Here is a 24764-nt window from a genome sequence, read left to right as displayed (position 1 = left end):
ACGATAATTTAACATACCGATTCGGGGATGGTCTTTTACTACGTTATGTGTCGATTAGCCACGGCGGCCATAAGGACCATTGTAGCGATTAGGCTGTTGGGTTGCAAACAGACGGTCGCGTTGGGCCGACGTCAGAACGGCTAACATATCCTGACGTTTGCGGAGTTGAAGATCACGAAGTCCGGCAGGTGTCATGCGCGACGTTTGCTGGATACGATCGTAATTATCTTCGATTTTGTGTAACTGTTTTTCCTGACGGCGCGACAGATTGACAATAGCGTCGATTCTGTCGATTTTCAGCTCATCCTGATACTGGTCGCGGTCGTATTGGGCACCACCATATTGTGGAGCGCGGTTGTCGAAAGGTTTTGAAAATACGCGTTGAGCGAAAGAAGCACCAGTAGATAAGGTGAAGAAAGTCAGGGCTGCAATGATGGTCGTTTTCATGATCAGATTGTGTTTTTAAGGTTTTATGATTCTTAGAGACCAATCCATTCACTACGTTTAATCGACTTATGGCCCTATCTGGCTGAATGCCCGTTTTGGGGTGCCGAGTCCAGCTAACTTGCGTTTAAATGGTTTTCGTATCGTCCTGCTTTCGGCGTGCCATAGCTTGTGCCAGAATGCTGGCTACAATTAGCTGGAGAGCATGATAAAGCATAATCGGCAGCAAGGCAACTCCAGCCATATTGCCCGGAAACAATACGTTAGCCATAACTGTACCCTGTATTAGTGATTTTTTAGAACCGCAGAATAAGGCCGTAACCCGATCTTCCCGGTTAAAACCAAGTAATCGACTAAAGAGGGTAATCAGACCGAATACCAGAAAGAAAAGTAAGAGCATCAGGCCCGCCAGCCATAGCAGGTCACCAAGCGAAATTTTCTCGAAGGAACGTAACGTGAATGACTCACAAAATGCCGTATAAACAATGAGCAATATGGTAATCTGGTCGAAATAACGTAGCGATGTCTTATGACGGGCCGCAAACCAGCCGAGTTGTTTGTTTAATAGCAGACCAAGTATAACAGGCACGATGACCTGAAGCGTTAGCTTACCGATTACGTTGGTTAAATCGTAATTTCCGGTTGTGTCGGTTAGTAAAAAACTCATCCAGACAGGCGTAATAAATACCCCAATCAGGCTGGAAATACTAGCGTTGAAAATGGCCGCTGGCATATTCCCTCCGGCAATAGATACCATAACGACTGACGACGAAACGGTTGATGGTAAGACTGCTACGTAGAAAATGCCCAACCATAGAATATCGGTGTCGGGTGTTTTGAAAATGGCTCGCATGGGCAGAACAAGAGCCGGAAAGAGCACAAATGTAGTTAGGTGAATAAGCAGGTGGAGCCGATAATTACGTAGCCCTTTGCGCAGTTGAGCAAAGTTGAGTTTGAGACCATAAAAGAAAAAAATAAGCGAAACACCGTAGTTAGCTATCGACGATAGGGAAAAAGGTCCTTCCTGAATGCCGGGAGATGGCCAAATTTTGGCTAAACCAATCATGGCGAGCAAAGCCAGAATAAACCAGTCGAGTCCGGCACGTGCCAGAAAAGTACTAAACGATGTTTTTGTCATAACTTCTTGATGAGCTAAATGCCAGAGATAAAAAATCTGTGTAACTCGTTGAATGGTTGGTATTTATAAAAACCGTCATTTAGTAGGTATCTTAAATAACAAATTTGTATAATTGTCCTGTAACTAAATGAGTGTCAACCTAAATCCAAATCACACATGGGCAAGTTTGTTGTATCGACTCGGACCAACGGCGAGTTTCAATTTAACCTCAAAGCCGATAATGGGCAGGTGATTCTAACCAGCGAAGGCTATAGCGCCCGGGCTGGCTGCGACAATGGTATTGAATCGGTGCGTAAAAATGCGGAAGATGACGGGAAATATGACCGTAAAGAAGCAAAAAACGGCAAGTTTTATTTCAATCTGAAAGCGGGAAACGGTCAGATAATTGGCTCCAGTCAGATGTATGAATCAGAAGCTGGCCGGGATAATGGTATTGATTCGGTGAAACGGAACGCACCGGATGCCAGTGTTGTCGATGAAACAGGCGCATAAGGGTAGGTTCGGCTTTAATTTCATATGGTTGGGTTTGTTGAAGAGCAAACCGGCCATATGGAATTAAAGCTGATATAACCAGCACAATGAAATGATCCGTTAACTATGAACCGATTTAGTATTCAAATTCCAGAACCTTGTGCCGAATCGTGGGAAACCATGCAGCCTGATGGATGTGGTCGGTTTTGCGCGAACTGTCAAAAAACGGTTGTTGACTACAGTAATTTTTCGGATGCTCAGTTAATACAGGCATTTCGTGATCATACGGCAACACTATCGTTGTGCGGGCGTTTTCGACCGGAGCAACTTCAACGTAGCATAAAAGCCAGCCCCCATACTACGTCGCGTTGGAGTAGATGGGTAAACGTAATGACTATAAGCCTGTTGGGTTGGCAAACTGCTCAGGCGCAAACCAGACCAAAATACAACCCATCTGTTCAGGATTCGCTACGTCCAAAGCCGACAGTTATTGAGCCAATAGTATCAAACTTTAAGGAGAATAGGCCAAGCGAAATAACGACGCACTGGACCGTTTCGGGGCGAGTACTACTGGAAGATTCTACTGGTAACCAAACGCCTGTATCACAAGCCAACATATTGGTTGGTAATCAGCGATATAGCTGGACAACCCAAACGGATAGTACAGGAGCCTTTCTGCTCGAGTTTGATGCAACTCAGGATACTACCGAATTTCGTCTCTTTATATCGTCAAGAAGTGGACTCTTTAAACGTAGCACGTTTACTGGTAACCCAGCAAATCCAGTAATTAGTTTAGGCACAATTATGGTGCATGAATCCAAGGCTGGGCCAATCATGGTTGGTGGAGGAATATGTATTGTTCGTAAACCCTCTCTTTTGAAACGATTGTGGCGTAGTATTTTTTAGTGAACACGTAACGTAGCGTTTCCAAGGTCGAAGCGCACCCCAAAAGGCTTTGGCTATTACCCGACAAACCATTCTTCGGGCAGTCTAATCAATTTCCCTTCAACATCACCACCCAATATCATCAGTTAGGAGACAGGGAATCTGATTTCCTAACTTATCTTTTGTCGACAAGGGCTGACTACGTTAATTCAGAGTCGATTACATGATAGATAAATAGTGTCTCAAAAAGTCATTTATGCTATCGTTTTTAGTAAACAAAATTAAGAAGATAAAAATGTCTCATGTTAACGAAACAGTTAAAGGAAATCATTAATAAAAACGGTGTGGATAGAACCGGAAAGCCGTATTGATAAATAATTCAAGTCTACTCATATTTCAAATGTGGTGTTTGTTAAACTGCCCAATTCGGTTTTTTTCTTTCCGAAATAGGTATTATTCCTTCCAATCGGCTAAGTCATAGCAACGTGTAGACAGGTTATTTGCAAGCCTGTACGTATCGACTATGGATGCCTATATTCCAGTCGAACTAGCTGAGGTAACAGCTATGTGGCGAAAAGAATGAAAAAAAAATCAGGCGAAAATAAATGTGATATTTCTATGTACTATTGACGTGAAAAGTCAGGGTTTATGCCGTATTTGGATACGGTAAAGCTTTCTTTTACCGCTTCCTTCCTTATTCTAACCGGGCTTCTGTATTGTGTTTGATGAGAACGCACTCTACTTTTTTTCTGCTCTTTTGCCTTCTGTGTTTAGCCCAGATAACGAACGCTCAACGTGGAATAGGTTTACCCCTTCAGCCCGACAAATTGGCCTATGCAAAAGAAGTTGAGCAGGAAGCAATTACGAAGAATGATACGTTGCTCATGGCCGAAGCATATTATCTGTATGGTAAAATACACATAGCCGCCCGAGACTATCTGACTGCGAAAGACTACTTCATAAAATCGCTACGTATTGTTGAAGGAAAACATAAATTTGATAAGGTCAGCCGAATTTATATTTGGTTGTCATGGATGGAGCGCGAACAGGCCGATGAAGTTAAATCACTGGAGTTTGCCCGTCAGTCAATTGCTTATGCACGAATCAGTACGCCCAAAGCACTCCTGTCAGCTTACCAATCTATGAGCGAAGTATACGTAATGGTTTGTTATGATAGTTTAAGCATCAACCGAAAACATCCACTTCAGGACAGCCTGTTTTATTACTGTAAAGAAGGGGAGCGAATCGCTTATCGGCTAAACGATTCGCTGAGTATTGCGGGCGTAAGCAATACACTGGGTAAAGTTTACGGATTCCAGCGAAATCCACGAACATTTTATTACTATCAGATTGCCTTAAAAATCTATACTGCGCTCAAGCACAAGGCAAATCAGGCGTCTATTACTCAGCAACTGGCACTTACCTATTTGCAGTTTAATCAGCCCGATAAAGCTTACCCATTATTGAAGAATGCAAATGAACTGTATAAGTCGCTGAAAATAAGAGAATTTGCTCTTGATCGGGGCTTAGCCCGAACCTATATGCAGTATTACCAGCAAAAACAAGACTGGAAAAATGCGTTCGACAAGTCGCTGGAGGTACGAAGCTTTGAGCGTGATGAGATGTTGGCAGATCGGAATGGGGCTGTTTCGAGACTTGGGGTAGAGTATGATACCGAAAAAAAAGAAGCAGAGCTTAAAAGTCAGCGGAGAGAGTTAGAACTGAGCCAGAAAAACCAGCAGAGCCAACGTTGGTTACTCATCGTTTTGTCAGTTTTGCTCTTGGGCACAGCAGCCGCAAGTATTGCATTCTACCAAATCTCGCAGAAAAACCAGCGATTAAGTCAACAAAATGCCGCTTTGGTGCAGGAACAAAATCATCGGGTTAAAAATAATCTTCAATTGATTTCCAGTCTGTTGAGTTTACAGTTGAATCGGCTGGATGATGAACGCTCCAGAAATGCTGTAGAAGATAGCCAGCGACGTATCGAAGTGATGGGCTTACTTCAGCGTAAACTTTATGATGGCAACAATCTGGTTACGGTCAATATGGCCGATTTTATACGAGATCTGGCCGAAATGGTGTTGAAAGCGTTTGAACTGGAACAGGTGGAGGTAGTCTACAAAATCGAACCTACAGTAGTATTGTCTGAAGATTATGCCATGCGAATTGGTTTGATTGTGAACGAATTAATTACAAATGCCTGTAAATATGCTTTTGAAAATAACCCAAAACCGAGGCTACAAATCTCTGCTACGTTAGTCAATAAAACATTTCAATTGCACGTAGCAGACAATGGGCCGGGTTTTTCTATTGCAGAAGTACCTACCCGCTCATTTGGTTTACGACTAATTCAGATGCAGGTAGAGCAGTTGTTTGGCACGTATCGGTTCGAAAACAACGGAAATGTGCAGTTCGAAATGGCATTTACATTACTTCCTCTTTCTCCGCTTCGGAGAAAAGCTAAACTAAGTACCACTCAATGAAAGCGCTACGAATTCTGGTCATTGAAGATGAGCTGGTAACGGCTCACGATATTAAGGAAACTCTGGAAAAGGCGGGGCATCTGATAACCGATATTGCCCGAAATCTATCGGCAGCTCTGACTTCAGTACGTGTCAACACCCCCGATTTAATCCTGATCGATATTCATTTAGATCACTCTTCTGAAGACGGGATCGATATAGCGCAGCGACTGCTGACACTGCAAACCATACCCATCATTTACCTGACAGGGAATTCAGAATCACCAACCATTTCCCGAGCGCAACAAACACGTCCAGCGGCATACTTGCTTAAACCTTTTCGACATAAAGAATTAGCAATACAGGTGGAGCTGGCCTATTATAATTATCAGGCTACACAAGCAAACTCGGTTGATCCGTTTTTGTCAGATAGCTTGTATTTGCCTGTTGATCAGGGACGTGGCTACGTGAAAATTAAAAAAAGCGATGTTCTTTATTTAGCTGCCGATCGCGTTTATGTAGAAATATATTTGATAGACGATGAACAGAAACGGGTTTTTTCGATGAATCTGGGATACCTCGCACAGTTTTTTACGACCAGTAATTTCTATAGTTTATCGCGCTCATTACTGGTAAATCTCGATTATGTAGAACGAATCGATAAAGGGCTGTTTTATGTATATGGACGCAAAACGCCAATACAATTTCCCGAAACTAGTCACAAACATTTTCTGCAACAGTTTGCTATCGTCAGAACGCCATCAAAACGAGAAAAAACGTCCTGATTCGCTAATTAAACAGTTGTGAATTGACTTAAAATCAGCGATTTGTTAAAAAAACATAATAAAAGTTAACAGAAACGGGAGTCGTAGAAACGGCGCATACTTTTGGCCTGAAACCAGCTAAAAAGTATGAAAAACCTATTCATTACATTACTAAATCTAATCGGCCTAACTGTTTATGGACAGAGCCTATCCGGCAAATTTGATATTCACACCTGGACACCGCCTTACACCTTGCCGATTCCTACTGGCTGGACAACAGAGCGTTTTCTCATTCCCATCGATTTTGCTCCTCAGATTCCCTATAAAGGCATCGAAGAGTTACGGTTTACACCGGGCTGGGGAAAACCGAATAGTCCCGATTATTGGTCATACGCCTATTTATGGTGGCTCGAAGGAAACCCACAGATAAATGCTGGTAGCCTACAGAAACATCTAACCGACTATTATAATGGCCTCGTAAACCGAAATATTGCCGATAGACACATCCTGACCCGAAAAACAACGTCGACAACAGTAGATATAAAGAAGAAATCTAAAAATACTGACGGAGAAGAATATTACAGTGGCACAATTGCCATGTTTGATTATATGGCTCAGGCAAACATTATTCTAAACTGCGTAATTCACGTAACAAACTGCACCAAACAAAACCGAACGGCTGTTTTGTTTGAGTTATCACCGAAACCTGCAGAACATACTGTCTGGCAAAAGTTACATAGCTTGCAAACTAGTTTTACGTACAATAAGTAGGTTGATTTCAGGGGTTTACATATTACGCCTATACTGCCCGCCGACCGCGTAAAGTGCCGCAGATAATTGACCCAGCGAACAAACTTTTGCGGCTTCCATCAGGCTATCAAAGATATTTCCGTTGGCTAGGGCTGTTGCCTGTAAATTAGTCAGGGCTACGTTGGCAGCCAGCCGATTTCGTTCCTGAAATGCCTGACAGGAGCTGACAGCGTAGCGTTTTTCGCCGTCCGTCGAACGTATCACTTCGCGGGGTAAAGCTGTAGGAGAACCGGCTGGGTCGAGAAACGTATTGACTCCCACAAGCGGCAGATTGCCGTTGTGTTTTAGTGTTTCGTAATACATCGACTCCTCCTGAATTTTGCTACGTTGGTACATCCGCTCCATAGCACCCAATACGCCACCTCGTTCGTTTATCGCCAGAAACTCCTGGTAAACAGCCTCTTCAACCAGATCGGTTAACTCCTCCACAATGAAAGAACCCTGTAGCGGATTTTCATTTTTTGTCAGCCCAAATTCGCGATTGATAATCAGTTGAATTGCCATAGCCCGACGTACCGATTCTTCGGTTGGTGTTGTAATGGCTTCGTCATAAGCGTTGGTATGCAGTGAGTTACAGTTGTCATAAATAGCCAGTAGCGCTTGCAACGTAGTACGGATATCATTAAAGGCAATTTCCTGGGCGTGCAAACTTCGCCCCGATGTCTGGATATGATACTTGAGTTTCTGCGACCGGCTATTGGCTTTGTATTTGTGTTTCATAGCTTTCGCCCAGATTCGTCGGGCAACACGCCCCAGTACAGTGTATTCCGGGTCCATGCCATTCGAGAAAAAGAACGACAAATTCGGTGCAAAATCATCGATGTGCATTCCCCGGCTGAGGTAATATTCAACAAACGTGAACCCATTAGAGAGGGTAAACGCCAGTTGCGAAACCGGATTGGCCCCTGCTTCGGCAATGTGATAGCCCGAAATGGACACCGAATAAAAATTCTGAACCAGATTATCGGTAAAATACTGCTGAATATCGCCCATCATTTTTAGCGCAAATTCAGTCGAGAAAATGCAGGTGTTCTGGGCTTGATCTTCTTTGAGAATATCAGCTTGTACCGTGCCACGAACCCGCCGAAGTGTATCAGCTTTTATCTGTTCATAGACTTCAATCGGTAAAACTTTATCGCCAGTTGTTCCCAATAACATAAGCCCTAATCCGTCATTACCGTCGGGTAAATTTCCGTTGTAAGAAGGGGGGTGGGGCATAGAGTTTAGGGAATGGAAAAGATCTGATGTGCCACCCTTAGCCTCCAACCCTATACCATCGACCTCTTGCTGACGTAACCATTTTTCGCATTGCTGATCGATAGCTGCATTTAGAAAAAAGGCCAGTAGCATGGGCGCAGGGCCGTTTATGGTCATTGAAACCGACGTAGCAGGGTCGCACAGATCGAAACCAGAATACAGTTTCTTAGCGTCATCAAGCGTGCAGATGTTCACCCCGGAGTTGCCAATTTTTCCGAAAATGTCCGGACGTAGTGCCGGGTCTTCACCATAAAGCGTAACGGAATCAAAAGCGGTAGAAAGTCGCTTGGCTGGTAACCCTTTCGATACGTAGTGAAACCGCCGATTGGTACGTTCTGGACCGCCTTCGCCCGCAAACATACGGGTAGGATCTTCGCCCTCACGCTTGAGTGGGAACACGCCAGCCGCATACGGAAACTCCCCCGGTACGTTTTCGGTCAATAACCAACGTAGTACGTCGCCCCAATCGTGGTATTTCGGCAGACTTACCTTCGGTATTTTTAAATGCGATAAGGTTTCTGAATAAAGCGGCTGTCGGATGATTTTATCCCGGACTTTAAATTCGTAAAATTCTGATACGTAGCGCTTTTGCAGATCGGGCCATTGCTGAAGTAGGGCGCGACAATCGGGATGAAGCTGCGTTTCGAGCGTTGTGTATACGTTCTGAAGAGCTTCTTGAATAGTAGAATCATCAAGTAATGTCAACGTACCATCGATCTGATAAAGCTGACGGGCCAGTGAACTTTGCTCCTGCACAAACTGCTTATATCGACGGCTTTCTTCCACAATTTCGGCTAGATACCGAATTCGGTCGGGGGGGATTATGGCAGGGGGCTGGGAGTGCCGGGATGGAGCGGATTGATTTTTTGGACTGTCTATGTCGCTACCCTGCGCAACCCCTGCAATTCCCTGTTCCCTACCATCCCCTGTTACCATACGGAACAAAGCGTTCATGCCTGCATCGTTGAATTGAGCAGCAACAGTACCAACAATCGGAAGGTCGTCATCTGCTACGTCCCACAGATTATGATTGCGTCGGTACTGTTTCCGAACGTCACGTAGTGCATCCAGCGAACCGCGTTTGTCGAACTTGTTTATGACAATGATATCGGCAAAATCAAGCATGTCGATTTTCTCCAACTGCGTAGCGGCTCCGTACTCGGCCGTCATTACATAGAGCGTTTTATCGGCGTGTTCGGTAATTTCGGTGTCTGACTGGCCAATGCCCGATGTTTCGACGATAATTAAATCGAACTGAGCAGCTTTACATACATCAATGGCATCCTGCACATATCGACTTAGGGCCAGGTTCGACTGCCGGGTAGCTAGCGAACGCATATACACTCGCGACGTAGTGTCGGTAGGGGAGTAGATAGCATTCATCCGAATACGGTCGCCGAGAAGTGCTCCGCCGGTTTTTCGTTTCGATGGATCTACCGAAATGATTGCCAGTGTTTTATCTGGAAATGTCCGTAAATAACGTAGCACCAGCTCATCGACCAGCGACGATTTGCCTGCACCGCCCGTGCCCGTAACACCCAGTACGTTCGCTGTGTGAGCGTGTGCACTAAAAAGTGAATGATCCGTTACCAGTCGACGGAATAGTTGCGGGTTGTTTTCAGCGGTCGTGATAAGTCGGGCGATTAGTCCGGGATTACTACATAGTGACGGCAAATCTGCTACGTCGACAGGGGGAAGTTCAATATCACACCGACGTAGCAAATCATTGATCATACCTTGAAGTCCCATTGTTCGACCATCATCAGGCGAGTAAATGCGGGTGATTCCGTAAGCATGTAATTCCTCAATTTCAGCGGGTAAAATTGTGCCACCCCCACCACCGAAAATTTTGATATGGCCCGCGCTACGTTCCTGAAGCAGGTCATACATGTATTTGAAAAATTCCAGATGTCCGCCCTGATAACTCGTGATGGCAATACCCTGAACATCTTCCTGAATGGCGCAATCAACAATTTCGGCGACTGCCCGATTATGTCCCAGATGAATCACTTCGGCTCCGGATGCCTGCATAAGCCGACGCATCAAGTTAATGGCGGCATCGTGTCCATCGAACAGCGAGGCTGCCGTAACAAGGCGAATTTTGTGCGTGAAGGCCGCTGGTTTTATAGATGCTGGCTTAGAATCTTGTGCAATCATTCGGACTAGAATTTCGTTAGCAAGGGTCGGTACTATCAAAGTTACAAACGGAAACGACTTACCGATTCATCGGAAAATATGTTTCCCGTTCTCCGTTAATTACGTCTATGAAACGAAAAATTATTACTCAACTCGCCTTAGCCGGTTTGCTGGCTGTCAGTACCTTAACAACGACAAAAGCGCAGGATAATTCGTTGTTTTATGAAGTAACAGGGCCGGGCATTACGAAGCCTTCTTACTTATATGGTACGTTTCATCTGGTTTGCCCGACCGATCTGAAAATTTCGGATGCGGTGAAAAAAGCCGTTGGTGATGCCCAACAGGTCTATCTGGAGCTTGATCTGGACGATCCGTCGATGATGATGAACATGCAGAAAGCCATTATGATGACCGATGGCAAAACGTTGAAAGACCTGCTTAAGCCCGACGATTATACGGTATTGGATACGTATCTGAAGCAGAAAATGAACATGGGACTGGCTCAGGTTGAGCGGTTTAAGCCGATTGGTCTACTGTCGCTGATGTATATGACGGTGTTACCATGTCAGCCTGCATCTTATGATATGACGTTTGCGCAAATGGCGGCTAAGGACAAAAAAGAGGTGCTTGGCCTAGAGTCGATTGATGCTCAATTGGCGGCTCTGGATAAAATTCCGATGGCTGAACAGTTAAAAGGTCTGGTCGATATGGCAAAAATGCCTGAGGAGGCAAAGAAAGAATTTTCGGAATTGCTGGCGGCCTATAAAACCAATGATGTGAGCAAACTGAACGCACTTATGAAGTCGAGCAAGTTCAGCGATATTGGCGAATTTGAAGATAGTCTACTTGGCGAACGTAACGCCAACTGGATTCCGGTAATTGAAAAAGCAGCCAAAGATAAACCAACATTTTTCGCGTTCGGAGCGGGTCATCTAGGTACCGACAAAGGCGTTGTCAATCTGCTACGTCAGAAAGGCTATACAGTGAAAGCTGTGAATAACTGATAATGGATAATGAATAGTGAAGAATGAAAAAGATTTTGTAAAGCATTATCCATTATCCATTATCCATTATCCATTATCCATTATCCATTATCCATTATCCATTATTTCTTAAAGGCCAGTGCTTTTACGGGTTGGATACGGTTGATGATGAACGTAGCAAGCCATAGAATGGCCGCAATGATCAGAATAGTTGCTACGTTCAGAAACAGAACAGTTGGCCAGTCCCAGACGATTGGTACGTAGTTCATGAAATAGCTTTTTGGGTCGAGCGGAATGAGTTTAAAACGGTCTTGTAAGAAACAAACCGCAATGCCAACACCATTGCCAATGAGCAAACCCCAACCAACCATGTTTAGCCCGACGGCTAGAAATAGTTTACGAATTAGCGGATTGGCTCCTCCAAGTGCTTTCAGTAGGCCAATCATTGGAGTACGTTCCATCATCAGAACCAGCAATACCGAAACCATATTGAACGACGCAACAAACCCGATCAGGCTCAGTAAAATGACCATGTTCCGGTCGAGCAAAATCATCCAGTCGAACAGGGGACGATACTGGTCTGTTACGCGGGTGAGCCGCATACTGGGCGCCATTACGTCGAAAACATTGTCGGCTGTGGCGTCGAGCTTTTTAAAGTCGTTGACGAAAATTTCGTAGGTGCCAACTGAATCGGTTCCCCATTTATTGAGTCGCTGAATCAGTCGGATATCGCCCAGTGCAATGGTTTTGTCGACTTCTTCAAGACCAGTTTCATAAATACCCACTACGGTCATTTTACGGGCGCGGGGCGTATTGCCTAAAAAATATAACGGTACGTTCTGCCCCACTTTTACCTGCAACTGATTAGCCATATACTGGCTCAGCAGCAGTTGCGTGGAGCCGTTTCCCGTATCTGCGCCAACAACGGGCACTGTTCCGGCCACGAGCGACTCGCGGAACAAATTCCAGTCGTAATCTTTACCAACGCCTTTGAGAATGACCCCCGTTAGTTCTGTATCGGTTTTTAAAATACCGGCTTTCAAGGCCACCGCCTGAATGTGATGAAGGCCGGGGATTCGATTGGCTTCGCGATAAAGAACCGTATTGAGTGGGAGTGGCGTTTCTTCGTAAGAGCTGTTGTTACTGAATTTGCTGACCTGCAAATGGGCTCCGAACAGAAAAATCTTTTGCTGAATTGTGTTTTTGAAGCCATATAATACAGCAAAGGCTACGACTAAAATAGTCAGACCCAGTGCTATACTGGCGATACCGATGCGGGTAACCGTAGCCGAAAAACTACCTTCAGGGGCGTTGCGGACCTTGCGGGCCAGAAAAACAGGAACGTTCAAGATAAGTCGAAAACCGTTAGGCTCCGACAGGCTCCGGCTGTCGGATACGTGGAAGTTACTGGTTAGCCGCTAGTGCGGTCTCAACAGCCGGAGCCTGTCGATGCCTAATAACTTCCAACTATTTTTTTGTTCTGGTAAAAGTAAGAGTTTTGTAAGAACGCTTACCTCTTCCTGCATTATGTATTTCCTTATTAAACTGTTTCTGACAGCTTTTTGTGTAATAAGTTTGGCCAGTTTTGCCCAAACAAAAACATCAACCCCGGCCAATGCTATCCAGACCGGGGCCGACCAGATGGGACTTTATCTGCCAACCTTACAGGGAAAACGGGTTGGATTGGTGGTAAACCATACGTCACGTATCGGCAAAACGCATCTGGTCGATAGTTTGCTGGCAAGAGGAATTGCTGTGAAAACGATTTTTGCGCCCGAGCACGGTTTCCGGGGTGACGCTACGGACGGCGAAAAAATCACCAGCAGTCGCGACCCACGTACCGGCATTATGGTTGCGTCGCTGTATGGCAAAACGTATAAACCAACGCCTCAGCAACTGGATTCGTTGGATGTTGTGGTGTTTGATATTCAGGATGTTGGCGCTCGGTTTTATACGTATACCAGCACGATGCACTACGTTATGGAAGCCTGCGCCGAAACCAACAAACCGATGATTGTGCTGGATCGCCCAAATCCAAACGGGCACTACGTTGATGGGCCGGTACTCGATCCGAAGTTCAAATCATTTGTTGGCTTAAACCCGATTCCGGTTGTCTATGGCTTAACGATTGGTGAACTGGCCCGGATGATTAATGGTGAAGGATGGCTCGCTGGCGCGAAAACGTGCCCGCTGACGATTATCCCACTTAAAAATTATACGCATCAGACGCCTTATGTATTACCCGTGCCACCGTCGCCGAATCTGCCGAACCAGCAGTCGATCTTGCTCTACCCATCACTCTGTTTTTTTGAAAACACGGTGGTTAGCGTTGGGCGGGGTACAGATAAACAGTTTCAGGTAATTGGTTCACACTATACAAAGTATGGCCCCTATACATTTACACCAGTCGATAAACCGGGCGCAATTAATCCACCATTAGAAGGGCAACTTTGCTACGGCCTTGATTTATCGAACGTTACGGTAAAAAAAGATGGCCTGATGCTGAACTATCTATTCGATTTTATCAAAAGAGCGTCGGATAAAAACAAGTTCTTTTTTCCCAACAACTGGATCGACAAACTTGCCGGAACCGACCAACTCCGGCTACAATTGTTGACGGGTGTTTCAGAAGAAAAAATCCGAAAAAGCTGGCAACCTGCACTGGATACCTACAAAGTGATGCGGAAAAAATACCTGTTGTATAAATGAGCAAAAGCGTGAATGAGTGAAAGAGCGAATAGCCTGCCGGATGATTTTCGCTCTTTCGCTCACTCATTCTTTCGCTCTTTAGGTTTGCTGTCCCGCTAAAATGGGCTAACTTTGCAGTTTAGAGACCCATCATGGCCACCGAACAGATTCTAATTCTGGACTTTGGTTCGCAGTATACACAATTAATTGCCCGCCGGGTTCGCGAACTGAATGTCTACTGTGAAATCCATCCGTACAATCATTTACCCGTTATTACGCCCGATGTAAAGGGTATCATTCTGTCAGGAAGTCCGTCGTCTGTACGGGACGCTGATTCCCCAGAAGTTCATCTTGCAGCTTTTCGGCATAAACTTCCCATCCTGGGTGTGTGTTACGGTGCTCAATTGCTGGCGCATACCAGCGGGGGCGAAGTACAGGCATCAGCTATTCGCGAGTACGGACGGGCTAAACTTGGCACTGTCGATAACACGAGTCCGTTGCTGAAAGACATCGATCAGCACTCTCAGGTCTGGATGTCACATGCCGATACGATTACCAGTGTTCCTGACAATTTCCGGATTATTGCCTCAACCGATACGGTTCGGGTAGCCGCTTTCCAAGTCGAGGGTGAGCCTACGTATGGTATTCAGTTTCACCCCGAAGTTACACACTCACTTCAGGGAAAAACGTTGCTCCACAACTTCGTAGTTGATATTTGTGGATGTTCACAGGATTGGACGGCGGCTTCGTTTGTCGAAACAACCGTTGAGCAACTGAAGCAAAAACTCGGCGATGATAAAGTCGTACTGGGCTTGTCGGGCGGTGTCGATTCGTCGGTTGCAGCCATGCTCATTCACCGCGCTATTGGCAAGAATCTCTACTGCATTTTTGTCGATAACGGCGTATTACGTAAAGACGAATTTACGGGCGTACTGGAATCCTATAAAACACTGGGATTGAACGTGAAAGGAGTCGATTCTCAGCAGCAATTCTATACCGCTCTGGCTGGAATATCTGATCCTGAAGCCAAACGTAAAGCCATCGGTAAAACCTTCATCGACGTATTTGATCACGAAGCGCATCTGGTTGAGAACGTAGCGTGGCTGGGTCAGGGAACAATCTACCCCGACGTAATTGAGTCGGTATCGGTAAAAGGGCCATCGGCAACGATCAAATCGCACCACAACGTAGGAGGTTTGCCCGATTACATGAAACTGAAAGTGGTAGAGCCGCTTAATACCTTATTCAAAGACGAAGTGCGGGCGGTTGGTAAAACCCTCGGCCTACCCGACGCCATTCTCGGAAGGCACCCATTCCCCGGCCCTGGGTTAGCCATTCGGATTCTGGGCGACGTAACGCCTGAAAAAGTGGCCATTCTACAACAGGTCGATGCGTTGTTTATCGATGGTTTGAAGCGCGAAGGCTTATACGATAAGGTATGGCAGGCTGGCGCTATGTTGCTCCCTGTGCAATCGGTTGGCGTAATGGGCGACGAACGTACTTACGAGCGTGTAGTGGCGCTACGTGCCGTAACAAGCATTGACGGTATGACAGCCGACTGGGCGCACTTGCCGTATGAATTTCTGGCCGATATTTCGAACGAAATTATTAACCGCGTAAAAGGCGTGAACCGGGTTGTTTACGATATTTCATCGAAACCACCGGCCACCATTGAGTGGGAATAGGCAATACCAAACAAAACGCCCGATGCTACGTAGTGTCGGGCGTTTTGCTTTTATGGAATGCTACGTTCGTTCGCTAAATAAACCGTGCTACGTTCCGATGTTTCTCGGCTTTATTTTTACATTAGCCGCTGATTATCAAAACTCCTAACAATCAATGAAAACAACACAAATGAACCGGACTATCGCTCTGACGATGGTGGGCCTACTAATGACCCTTATGACATGGGCACAGGGCGACAAAGCCAGTCGGCCAAGTCCACCCGCTACCGCCAGCGGAAAAGTAAATGGGGCAAACATTACGGTTAATTACAGTAGTCCGTCGGTAAAAGGACGTAACGTTTGGGACCCGAGCGGTAGTTTGGCGCCTTATGGAAAAGTATGGCGGGCTGGTGCCAACGAAGCCACCATCTTTGAGACAGATAAGGACATTAAAGTAGAAGGAAAAACGCTTGCCGCTGGTAAATACGGCTTCTTTGCCATTCCGGGGCAGGACGAGTGGACTATCATTTTCAACAAAGTATCGAACCAGTGGGGCGCGTTCAAATACGATCAGGCGCAGGACGTGCTGCGTGTAACAGCCAAGCCCAAAAAGTCGGCCCAGATGACGGAGAAATTAGCGTATGACGTAACCGGCAAGGGCGTAACGCTGAAATGGGAAAATGTGGAAGTACCTGTTATGATTCAATAAAAGTAATTGTCATGTAAAAGTAAGAGCGGTCAGGTTTTGGGAAATCTGACCGCTCTTACTTTGAAATAGATATGAGATGTGACGTTGATTACTAATAACCAACGTAGTGAGGTTTCTCAAAACCGAATGATACGTAGCTAAAATACCATTTTAGCTACGTATTTCTAGTACGTTAAAAATCCTTTTGTAAGTTAATTAGAGACATACTGCAGCCCCAGCTACCTGAATGGCTGCATCGATCAGACATCTTCTATATTAGAACTGGCATACTGACAAAGGCTGTTTGGGCTTGGCTAATGAATCAAGTTTCATTAATCTGTTAGCGGATTGGAGTGCCTGTTCTAAAATAGGTTTACTAACTGAATCCCATCTGCAGGCAGGGCCACTATGAATATCGACTTCTAAGCGCATTACCTGTTGGTCCCGATTATACCATATCGCATTACTATTGGAGGAGCCTGATGTGTCAAATTAATACGATATTTTATAGTCTGTTTGGGCTGGTAAACGATTATATTCCACTAAAATGGCTCGGATGGCTTCATTCTGTGCGGCAGTTCTAGAAGGAAAGTGACCTATATCTTCATAGCCGCCATTAACCGAACTTGGTTTACATTCGATTAACAGCATACTACTTAGTACTATGGCTTTGGCTATGATATTCATAATGATCTAGATTTAACCCTCCTAGACGTGAAAATTTATGAGGGCTGAGTATAGGGCTTATTGGCAAAATTTAGATTATGTTATTTATTGAGGAAGGACTTTTTTTGTCCGAAATTTAATGTAAAAAGTATTGGCGGTAATATTTTGTATCTAAATATTTATTAGTTTATAGTTTAATGTAGTTTAAACTTATAATTTATGTTACATAAAGTATTTTATTAGATGTTGTTTTAAATCGCTTGATGGTTATTCTATATATTATTTAAAAATAAATTCTTTGAAAAAGTCAACTTTACCAGTAGTGAATTTGACCGTTACGTTAATTCGAACTAATAGAAAAAGGCGTGGCTTCCCATCTTGGGAAGCCACGCCTTTTTCTATTAGTTCGAATTAAATCAGTTCAGTTTGAGTGCTGATTCGGCATTGTTGATTCCTGATTTTGCGGCATTCGCTGCTTCATCAACTTTATCGTTATAGGCGGTTTTTGCCTGACTACGTTTCTGCTGATAAGTCGATTCAGCATCATCGCGATATTTGTCGAATATCTCTTCAGCCTGATTTGAGTACTTATCAGCGTTGGCTTCTGCTTTTCCTCTCAGGCGGTCGAGTTGAGCTTGTACTTGATCGACACCCTCTTCCCATTGCCGTTGCATATCGTCGAAACCTTGTGTTAGCTTGTCGCGGGTATCCTTGCCACTACGTGGAGCTGTTAGGTAACCAATTGCTAATCCTGCTAGTACTCCTCTCAAAAAGCCCATAATACTGGTTGTTTTGAATTAGTAATGAATGAAATCTGAAATACATTCTTAAAAAATTATGCCACGATAATTTTTTTTATATAAATAGTTGTAGGTTAGATAGTTAACTTTATTTAATGCATAGATTTAACAAAGCGATTGAGTATTTTATTCTACAATATAGGGGTTGCTACGTAGCATTAATAAAAAAACAGGCCACCTAAATAAGGCAACCTGTTTGCGGTTAAGGGGTGTTTGTGCGCTACGTATCTAGCGGTTCTCAGAAATCACTTCCCGAATGTCGCTAATGATTTTGCCTGCCAGATAATCGGCGGTTGCCAACGTATCGGACTCGGAATAAATACGGATAATGGGTTCTGTATTTGACTTACGAAGATGAACCCATTCTTTATCGAACTCAATTTTTACCCCGTCGATAGTACTAATGGGGTTACGTGCATACTTGGTCTGTATCTGATTCAGTACCGCATCTACATCAATATCGGGCGTAAGCTCAATCTTATTTTTTGAAATATAATAACTGGGATATGTCCGCCGAAGCATAGAGGCTGATTTGCCAGAAATGGCCAGATGGCTCAGAAACAAGGCAATACCAACCAGCGCATCGCGACCCTGATGAAGTTCCGGATAGATGACTCCACCGTTGCCTTCTCCGCCAATAAGCGCCCCTTTTTCTTTCATCATTTCCACTACGTTAACCTCACCCACTGCCGATGCAAAATGCTGACCGCCGTATTTCTGAGTAATGTCGCGCAGGGCCACCGTGCTCGACATATTCGATACGGTATTCCCGCCCTGTGGGCTGTTTTTCAGTACATAATCGGCAACGGCAACAAGCGTATATTCTTCGCCAAAAGGCGAACCATCTTCACAAATCAGCGCTAACCTGTCAACGTCGGGGTCAACAACAACACCGATATCAGCGTTTCCTTTACCCATTTCCTTAATGATGTCGCGCAGGTTTTCGGGAAGAGGTTCTGGGTTGTGAGCAAAATTGCCTGTGGGTTCACAATGTAGTTTGGTGATACGTTCCACACCAAGTGCTTCAAGAAGCATGGGCACGGCTAATCCGCCAGTTGAGTTAACGGCATCGACAATAATGCGAAAATTACGGGCGGCAATCGCATCACGATTAACCAGCGGTAGGGCCAGAATCTGGTCGATATGCTTCTGAAGCCACGTATCATCGGCGCGATACGTTCCTAATTTACGAACTTCAGCAAACTCAAACGATTCTGAGTCGGCAATGGCCAATACGTCGGCTCCATCCTGCGCTGATATAAATTCACCTGCTTCGTTGAGCAGCTTGAGAGCATTCCACTGAATAGGGTTGTGGCTGGCTGTTAGAATAATACCTCCAGAAGCTGATTCGCCAGGAACAGCCATTTCAACGGTGGGTGTTGTAGATAAACCCAGATCGATAACGTCGAGACCAAGCCCTTGCAACGTAGCGGCTACTAATTTTGATACCATCTCACCCGACAAACGGCCATCTCGCCCAATAACAACAGCTTTACGTTCTGGATTACGTTGCCGGAGCCATTGGCCAAAAGCGGCTGTAAATTTAACCACATCGAGGGGAGTAAGGCCCTCTCCGCTACGTCCTCCAATAGTTCCTCTAATTCCGGAAATAGACTTAATTAATGCCACTGTTCTGGGTCAGAATAAGATAAGTATAATACACTATAATTGAATGCAAATATAGTCAATCGTGCCAGTTGAAGGGTTATAGTCGACGTTGCTACTCGTAAATAACGTAAATAATCGGCGGCTTTATACAAATAATAATTCGGAACGAAGATTAGATTTCGCCTTTCCTGTATACATGCCACTAATGGGAGCTGCTAATTCGGGTTTCGCTGTGGATGTTAGAAACACGTGGCGATTTACGACCACAGAGCCTTCGGCCGGATCGAAACCCCGCCAACCTGCACCTGGTAAATAGACCTCGGCCCAGGCATGCAACTGGTGTTCCTGTTGCGGATTTCCGAACAAATAGCCACTTACAAATCGGGCTGCAATACCCAAACTGCGACAGGCAGCCATAAACAACGTAGTATAATCGCGGCAGGAGCCTCTACGCATGTTTAACGTCTGTTCGGGGGCAAACGGGGCTCCTGTTTCTCGGATTTCGTAGGTGAATTGCCAGATGGTTTTGTTAAGTGCCATCAGAAAATCGACAGTTTGCCAGCCAGTACTAGCGGCAATTTGCCGGGCCCAGCTCTCAACCCGTTCAGATACGCCCACTCGTTCCAGATATGGTGCCAGAAGCTCTTCTATTGCTTTGGGATAGCGAAAAGGAACGCGCTGAGTTTCGAACGGAAACAGCACAAAATCGAAAGAATTAAATTCTTCGGATTGCAACTGCATTTCTACCGTTACGTTAAAGTGTTTGGTTGGGTGGTTAAAATACACCAGTTGCTGTACATTTCCCTCAGCGTCGATGTTTCGAACAACCCGATCGGGGGTGGGGTCGATTATCAACTGGTAATCCAGCAAACGCTGGTAAGGATACATGCGCGGGTAGAGATACAGAGTTTGAGGCCCCAGCGCTACGGGAATATCATAGGTATATTCAGATTCGTGCCGAACGTGGAGATTCATGGAAACGGTGGGTTAACGGATGAATTAAGATGGATGATATATGAAGTGGGATGTATAATATATGATGTATAAAATTGTATTCTAACATCATATATTATACATCCTACTTCATATATCATTTATATCTGTTTGGTGGCTCGGACTTTTTCAAAAATGGGGTCCATCCAGTAAGAGGGTAATTTTCGAACCGAATTGCTTAGTAAAGCGCTCCATTGATGCGATACTTCGTCCATATCGTCTTTTTCGAGCCGGTATTCGGTCATATGGAAACTATCTTTAGGATAGATGACAATATCTAATGGATAATCGACATCGTTGGCACTTACCCTAGTGGCATCGAACGCCAGAAAGCCAATCTTAAGTGCATCCTGCATACTGGTTTCGTAGGCTAAATTCCGAAACAGCAGCGGCTTGCCATAGCCCGAGTTTCCGATAATTTTAAACGGCGAACCCTGATCTACCTCCACCCAGTTGCCTTCGGGGTAGAGCATGAACAGCTTATGCTCTTCGTCATCTTCCAACTGGCCGCCAACAATAGCATTGAGATTGAAATTCAGTCCGTTGGCTACAATAGACGCCTTGTCTTCCTGTGCCACCCGCTTTACCTGCTCGCCAAAAGCGTTCACTGCTTTATAGAGTTTATTAAACGACCGATCTTGTTCGGCTAATACTTCCCGGAAGTAAGTAATGGCTTTATCGCGCACCGAACGAAGGCCCGATGTCATGATAAATAATGAGTGATTTTCGACTTCATGAACCGAGATCTTACGGTTCGATGATACTTCGGTACCAGAGGTTAGCCGTCTGTCGGCGATAGCCACTAAGCCCGACGCAACCTTAATGCCTAAACAATACGTCATTCGATAAAGTGGGAGTTCAGGAGCATCCACTCCGGATGTAATACGGACAAATATACAGGTTACCCTCATTTTTGTTCGATTACTCCCGCTGATTTCTCGAAAAATGCTGTAGTTGCTACACCTTACAACGGTGCCACGATCCGTAAATCGAAGCGGGCTTCGTCATCTTCGCCATTGTTGGTTCCGTTGTTTGGTGTTGAATCCGGGTCGGGCTGGCCGGATGCCGATATTTGAATTCTATTGATTGACTGACCAGCACTAACGGCTCTCACCTCGAACCGCAGAACAGCTACTTTTTTTGCTGCCAACTGGGCTACAGTACCCGTAACCGTAGACCCATTTACAGTCATGCCTGAGATTGAACCTACAAATTGGAGCGAAGGAGGCAATTCGTGTTTTACAGAAATGTTCGATGTCGATGAACCGCCGTCGTTAGCAATCGTGATGGTAAATGTAAGCGATTGGCCAGTTGTGACTACTGTCTTATTGGCACGTAGTATCAGGCTTAAATCAGCTTTATTCGGAATACCCAGCGGTTCGTCAGGAACTACGGGTGGTAATGGCGGAGGATTTGGATTGGGTGATACGTATACGGATAGAGTGCCAGCAGTTCGAGTCCTTAATTCGGCAAAAGCCATATCGTCCTGTCCGTCGCCTGTACCTGTACCAGGTTCACTATCCGGGTCATTGTTGGTTTGGAGTTGTAGTTCAGCTGCATTTCGATACATACCTGCAGCCGTAAGTCGAGCTACGTATCGACGACTAACTTTAGCACGCGCAAGTACTGACGGTATAACGGCACGAACAATACCATTGGTTACTGAAAGGCCATCAGGTGAAGAAATAAAGGTCATATTCGGTGGTAGCCGATTTTGAACCGTTATACTACCTGCATCACAATCGCTTTCATTACGCACAGTTAAGGTATACGTAACGGTATCGCCTACCAACACTGCACCGCGACTAGATTTTAAGGCTAAACTCAGGTCGGCATCGGCCAAGGTAATCTGTTTGTAAACCGGCTCGGAAAGGCATCCATAGACCGGATTTTTGGCCAGCAGGCTATAAGAATCCGGACTTGAAACCGTAATTGATTGAGAAGTAGCCCCTGTGCTCCATTGGTTAAGGCCAGTAAAACTGGAGGTTAATATTAAGCCGCCCACTGAACAAATGGAAGATCCACCATTGATAGTTGGCACTGCTGGTTTAACGTTATCAGGAACGTTTATGGCAGGAGGAAAATACACTTTCTGCTGGGCATTACGTATTCGGGCATTGTAGGTGCCGTTTCCAGCCGTTATCGCCTGACTAGTGCTCCCGGTATTCCACATATAATCTTGGTAACCGCCGGGCTGCGTGAGGGTAAGCTGGTTGTTAACGGCACAGGCAATTGTTGCCAGGGGCTGCGTTTCGGCTCCATACGGCGTTATACTCTGTAACATTGATGTTGTAATGGAATTGGCCCAGGCATCGGCTACCTTTTCCTGACCAGACGGGGAGTAATGAATTCCATCGGGACGATCGTTATAGGATGAAATATTGTCGAGGTCAGGACCTTGAAAAGTACGAAATCCCGGCTGATTAATCGTTTGTGTCTGAGCGTAACGTACATTCGAAAAAACCTCTCCCGCATACGAAGAAATTGCGATGATGAAGGCCAAATCCGGCTTATTAAACTCCTGTCGTGCCTTGCTGATAACGCCTGAATAGTAAATCGGAAGTGAATCAGGCGGGCTAAATCGGTCATTTTCGCCATGATGGACCAGTACCGATCGAAGGCCGGTACTTGGTACGTAGAGATTCATCAGATTCCGGAAATTGGCATAAGGCATACGTAGTGAATATCGGACAAACCCGTGGCCAAATGGCTGATTATAAGCTGCCTGATAGTTTTGCTGCATGTTGGTGCCACCAAAACCTGCATTGTAAAATAAAATCGGTACGTTTAGCTTCTGCGCAAGCTGATCGCCCATGCGCCCCCAGAACCATGCAAAGTGGCCAAACGGAGCCTGACCCGGAAAAGTTGGTAATTTATTGAAGACAATACCGGGCAAATAGCGCGTATCGGCGGTAAGGAGATACGTATTGAAATCGGGCGTAGTTTCATCAAGCACAACTACCGACACCCGATCGTCGGAGGCTCCGCCTAGTGTAGGACAACGTTCATTTCCATTACCATCGGGGCCACAGCTACTTCCCTGCGCATTAGAGTGGCCGATAATGGCAAAAACTTCTCCAATTCCGAATCGATCGACTGAATCCACGCCCACGATGGTTCCATTACGCATGCCCCGAACCATGAGTTTATACCAGCCACCGCTCGCGCTTATCGAGCCGTTAAACTGACCATTGGTGGGGTTTGATTGAATAACTGTCCAATTCGTGGTGGCGCCCTGACCCGATTCGCGGGCAACAACGCGGGCTTCAATAGCGTCGATGGGTTGCGAATAACTGCCAGCAATCTGGATCGTTGCTGTGTTATTGTTGTTACGTTGCACAATCATCCGATTCACCGGATACGTAACATCAACCTGAGCATACCCCTGAGCACAATACAGGTAAAAGCTCAAACTCAGAAGGAGTGAGCGAATGAAATCCCTTAAAAGTAACATCATGTAGGATAAAGCAGATAAAATCTATATAGTAAAATAGAGTTTACTCATCAAATATACGTTTGTTGATCTGTATAAAAAATTAAATTAAATTATACTAATAATAGTAACATGTAGGTTTTTGATAAGCCCCATTAAAAACAGGATTTCGAATAAGGCAAATACCCTATCGGTTATCTACTCCTTATGGCTAGCTTTTCGGTTACAATGGTTTGTTTTTGATAAAGGTTTGTGTTACTTTGGCAACCAGAAGATTATAACCCCTCTGCCCATTTTGCGATGAACTTTGACGACGACGACGACGATAGCTTCATGGACTGGGATGGCTTCGACGAGGATTACGATCCGGAAGAAACCCGTGCTGAAATGGAAGCCGAAAATCGGCGCATCAAAAATCTGCCCATCCTGCGTAAAGCCAATGAGTTGATGGAATTGACACAAGCTATTGTCGAAACCATCAATAAAGAAGACGATGTGCTAATGATGCATGAGCAGATGTTAGCGAATGCCATGATGCTGGCTCCAAAAATAGTTGGTGCCGAGGGGGGAGATTTGTATACGTTGCGGATGGAAAACGCCGTCATTATTAAAATGCATGCGCGTGAATTATTGGCACAAACGTCTTATTGCAAAGCCGAAAAATTAGCGATGCCAGCTTACCTCAACGTACTGCGGGATGAAATAGAGCAGTTCAGAGTGCTCTTTGTGGAATGGGTCAATGGCTTCGATAAGAATAATGATGCCCCCGACGACTGGGGCCTATTTTATTAATCACTGATGTTACGCAGCCTTAGCTAATAGAGTAGATTGACTTTTGAGACTGTTAAGGTTTCGTAATGCTAATTTCATC

General features: G+C 45.1%; 19 protein-coding genes. 10 read left to right on the top strand and 9 right to left on the bottom strand.

The window, feature by feature from the left end:
• Positions 1-54: 54 nt before the first annotated feature.
• On the bottom strand, positions 55-447 hold the full coding sequence (locus ACYVD4_RS31195; RefSeq protein ID WP_460952290.1) for a hypothetical protein: 393 nt from the start codon (positions 445-447) through the stop codon (positions 55-57).
• A gap of 124 nt (positions 448-571) precedes the next feature.
• The gene (locus ACYVD4_RS31190; protein WP_460952288.1) at positions 572-1582 is read right to left on the bottom strand and encodes a bile acid:sodium symporter family protein; all 1011 of its coding nucleotides are present in this window, start codon (positions 1580-1582) and stop codon (positions 572-574) included.
• A gap of 156 nt (positions 1583-1738) precedes the next feature.
• Here ACYVD4_RS31190 and ACYVD4_RS31185 point away from each other — a divergent pair, with 156 nt between their 5' ends.
• The 5 genes from ACYVD4_RS31185 to ACYVD4_RS31165 all read left to right on the top strand — a co-directional run bounded on the left by ACYVD4_RS31185 (position 1739) and on the right by ACYVD4_RS31165 (position 6938).
• Positions 1739-2074, top strand: coding sequence for a YegP family protein (locus ACYVD4_RS31185; RefSeq protein WP_460952286.1), 336 nt, complete (start codon positions 1739-1741; stop codon positions 2072-2074).
• A gap of 105 nt (positions 2075-2179) precedes the next feature.
• A complete protein-coding gene (locus ACYVD4_RS31180; protein ID WP_460952284.1) occupies positions 2180-2959 on the top strand; it encodes a carboxypeptidase-like regulatory domain-containing protein in 780 nt (259 codons plus the stop codon).
• 704 nt (positions 2960-3663) lie between these two features.
• Positions 3664-5424, top strand: a complete 1761-nt coding sequence (locus ACYVD4_RS31175) for a sensor histidine kinase (protein WP_460952282.1) — start codon at positions 3664-3666, stop codon at positions 5422-5424.
• On the top strand, positions 5421-6188 hold the full coding sequence (locus tag ACYVD4_RS31170; RefSeq protein ID WP_460952281.1) for a response regulator: 768 nt from the start codon (positions 5421-5423) through the stop codon (positions 6186-6188). Before ACYVD4_RS31175 ends, ACYVD4_RS31170 begins: the two co-directional genes overlap by 4 nt.
• 126 nt (positions 6189-6314) lie before the next feature.
• Positions 6315-6938, top strand: a complete 624-nt coding sequence (locus tag ACYVD4_RS31165; protein WP_460952279.1) for a hypothetical protein — start codon at positions 6315-6317, stop codon at positions 6936-6938.
• A 15-nt stretch (positions 6939-6953) separates the two neighbouring features.
• On the opposite strand, the gene ACYVD4_RS31160 is transcribed toward ACYVD4_RS31165, so the two are convergent.
• Positions 6954-10391, bottom strand: a complete 3438-nt coding sequence (locus tag ACYVD4_RS31160) for a methylmalonyl-CoA mutase family protein (RefSeq protein WP_460952277.1) — start codon at positions 10389-10391, stop codon at positions 6954-6956.
• A 107-nt stretch (positions 10392-10498) separates the two neighbouring features.
• Here ACYVD4_RS31160 and ACYVD4_RS31155 point away from each other — a divergent pair, with 107 nt between their 5' ends.
• Positions 10499-11374 (top strand): TraB/GumN family protein, encoded by an 876-nt coding sequence (locus tag ACYVD4_RS31155; RefSeq protein ID WP_460952275.1) that lies wholly within the window; start codon positions 10499-10501, stop codon positions 11372-11374.
• 101 nt (positions 11375-11475) lie between these two features.
• Here ACYVD4_RS31155 and ACYVD4_RS31150 read toward each other — a convergent pair whose 3' ends face one another.
• The gene (locus ACYVD4_RS31150; RefSeq protein ID WP_460952273.1) at positions 11476-12702 is read right to left on the bottom strand and encodes an ABC transporter permease; all 1227 of its coding nucleotides are present in this window, start codon (positions 12700-12702) and stop codon (positions 11476-11478) included.
• A 178-nt stretch (positions 12703-12880) separates the two neighbouring features.
• Here ACYVD4_RS31150 and ACYVD4_RS31145 point away from each other — a divergent pair, with 178 nt between their 5' ends.
• The 3 genes from ACYVD4_RS31145 to ACYVD4_RS31135 all read left to right on the top strand — a co-directional run bounded on the left by ACYVD4_RS31145 (position 12881) and on the right by ACYVD4_RS31135 (position 16414).
• Positions 12881-14062, top strand: coding sequence for an exo-beta-N-acetylmuramidase NamZ family protein (locus tag ACYVD4_RS31145; RefSeq protein WP_460952272.1), 1182 nt, complete (start codon positions 12881-12883; stop codon positions 14060-14062).
• Between the two features lie 131 nt (positions 14063-14193).
• A complete protein-coding gene (guaA, locus tag ACYVD4_RS31140) occupies positions 14194-15726 on the top strand; it encodes a glutamine-hydrolyzing GMP synthase (RefSeq protein ID WP_460952270.1) in 1533 nt (510 codons plus the stop codon).
• A 154-nt stretch (positions 15727-15880) separates the two neighbouring features.
• On the top strand, positions 15881-16414 hold the full coding sequence (locus tag ACYVD4_RS31135) for a DUF2911 domain-containing protein (protein ID WP_460952268.1): 534 nt from the start codon (positions 15881-15883) through the stop codon (positions 16412-16414).
• 1061 nt (positions 16415-17475) lie between these two features.
• Here the strand turns inward: ACYVD4_RS31135 and ACYVD4_RS31130 are convergent.
• The 5 genes from ACYVD4_RS31130 to ACYVD4_RS31110 all read right to left on the bottom strand — a co-directional run bounded on the left by ACYVD4_RS31130 (position 17476) and on the right by ACYVD4_RS31110 (position 23917).
• Positions 17476-17838, bottom strand: a complete 363-nt coding sequence (locus ACYVD4_RS31130) for a YtxH domain-containing protein (RefSeq protein WP_460952266.1) — start codon at positions 17836-17838, stop codon at positions 17476-17478.
• Between the two features lie 249 nt (positions 17839-18087).
• Positions 18088-19488, bottom strand: a complete 1401-nt coding sequence (gene glmM, locus ACYVD4_RS31125; protein WP_460952264.1) for a phosphoglucosamine mutase — start codon at positions 19486-19488, stop codon at positions 18088-18090.
• Between the two features lie 123 nt (positions 19489-19611).
• Positions 19612-20442, bottom strand: coding sequence for a transglutaminase family protein (locus tag ACYVD4_RS31120; protein WP_460952262.1), 831 nt, complete (start codon positions 20440-20442; stop codon positions 19612-19614).
• 119 nt (positions 20443-20561) lie between these two features.
• Complete coding sequence (locus ACYVD4_RS31115; RefSeq protein WP_460952260.1) at positions 20562-21302, bottom strand: peptidase; 741 nt, start codon at positions 21300-21302, stop codon at positions 20562-20564.
• A gap of 122 nt (positions 21303-21424) precedes the next feature.
• A complete protein-coding gene (locus ACYVD4_RS31110; RefSeq protein ID WP_460952258.1) occupies positions 21425-23917 on the bottom strand; it encodes a DUF11 domain-containing protein in 2493 nt (830 codons plus the stop codon).
• 276 nt (positions 23918-24193) lie between these two features.
• On the opposite strand from ACYVD4_RS31110, the gene ACYVD4_RS31105 reads away from it, so the two are divergent.
• Positions 24194-24685 carry a hypothetical protein gene (locus ACYVD4_RS31105; RefSeq protein WP_460952257.1) on the top strand — a complete coding sequence of 164 codons (492 nt, stop codon included), beginning with the start codon at positions 24194-24196 and terminating at the stop codon, positions 24683-24685.
• The last annotated feature ends 79 nt before the right edge of the window (positions 24686-24764 follow it).

This window comes from Spirosoma daeguense (assembly GCF_054776875.1).
Note: the sequence above shows the minus strand (reverse complement) of the source record. Positions and strands in the feature narration are given on the sequence as shown.